General features: G+C 55.1%; 1 rRNA gene. It reads left to right on the top strand.

The features are described 5' to 3' along the window. Positions 1 to 55 precede the first annotated feature (55 nt). Positions 56 to 1,584 (top strand): 23S ribosomal RNA (locus tag O3656_RS10200); the annotation flags it as partial.

Genomic DNA, 1,584 nt, shown 5'->3' with positions numbered 1-1,584 from the left:
TTGTGATTTGTATAGTGGTTGCGAGCATATTTGTTCTGTACTGTTTTTTGTGTTTTGTTTAGTTTTGTTGGGCATTCGGTGGATGCCTTGGCATCAAGAGCTGATGAAGGACGTTGCGGCCTGCGATATGCCTCGGGGAGCTGGCGAGCGAGCGTTATTATCCGAGGGTGTCCGAATGGGGGAACCTAACCTGGGTTGTGCTGGGTTACCATCATCTGAACGTGTATAGGGTGGTGGGGGGAACGCGGGGAAGTGAAACATCTCAGTACCCGCAGGAAAAGATATTCCGTGAGTAGTGGCGAGCGAAAGCGGAGGAGGCTAAACCAGATGCGTGCCAGAGGCGGCGGCCGTTGCGTGTTTGGTGTTGTGGGGCCATGTTGGATCCTTCTGCCGGGGGGTCGCGCGTGTTGTTGCTGGGAGTTGAACAGTTTGGGATGGCTGACCGTAGAGCGTGAGAGTCGTGTAAGCGGACCGGTGATAGTGTGTGTGGGTGTGGTGCCCGAGTAGCGCGGGACTCGTGAAATCTCGTGTGAATCTGCCAAGACCACTTGGTAAGCCTAAATACTACTTGATGACCGATAGTGCATAGTACCGTGAGGGAATGGTGAAAAGTACCCCGGGAGGGGAGTGAAATAGTACCTGAAACCGTGTGCCTGTAAGCCGTCAGAGCCTTGTGGGGTGATGGCGTGCCTTTTGAAGAATGAGCCTGCGAGTTAGTGATACGTGGCGTGCTTAACCCGTGTGGGGTATGCGTAGCGAAAGCGAGTCTGAAATATTGGCGTTTGTCGCGTGTTCTAGACCCGAAGCGGGGTGATCTACCCATGGTCAGGTTGAAGCAGAGGTAAGACTGTGTGGAGGACCGAACCCACCAGGGTTGAAAACCTGGGGGATGAACTGTGGGTAGGGGTGAAAGGCCAATCAAACTCCGTGATAGCTGGTTCTCCCCGAAATGCATTTAGGTGCAGCGTCGCGTGGTCCCTGGTGGAGGTAGAGCTACTGGATGGCCGATGGGCCCTGTGGGTTACTGACGTCAGCCAAACTCCGAATGCCATTAGGTGTAGCGTGGCAGTGAGACTGCGGGGGATAAGCTTCGTAGTCGAGAGGGAAACAGCCCAGATCATCAGCTAAGGCCCCTAAGCGTACGCTAAGTGGGAAAGGATGTGGAGTCGCGGTGACAACCAGGAGGTTGGCTTAGAAGCAGCCATCCTTGAAAGAGTGCGTAATAGCTCACTGGTCAAGTGGTTCTGCGCCGACAATGTAGCGGGGCTCAAGCGTACCGCCGAAGCTGTGGCAACAACACGCGATGCTGGCGCCAGGAACTGGAGTGCTGGTGTGTTGTTGGGTAGGGGAGCGTCCTGCACGAGGTGAAGCCTGGAGGGAACTTCTGGTGGATTGTGTGGGAGTGAGAATGCAGGCATGAGTAACGAATCTGCGGTGAGAATCCGCAGCGCCGATTGACTAAGGGTTCCAGGGCTAGGTTTATCCGCCCTGGGTTAGTCGGGTCCTAAGGCGAGGCCGACAGGCGTAGTCGATGGACAACCAGTTGATATTCTGGTACCGCGTTATGACCGCCCATGCTGAAGT

Source organism: Pauljensenia sp. 27098_8_83, from assembly GCF_041432695.1.
Lineage (GTDB): Bacteria > Actinomycetota > Actinomycetes > Actinomycetales > Actinomycetaceae > Pauljensenia.
This window is presented reverse-complemented; position numbering and strand designations above follow the sequence as displayed.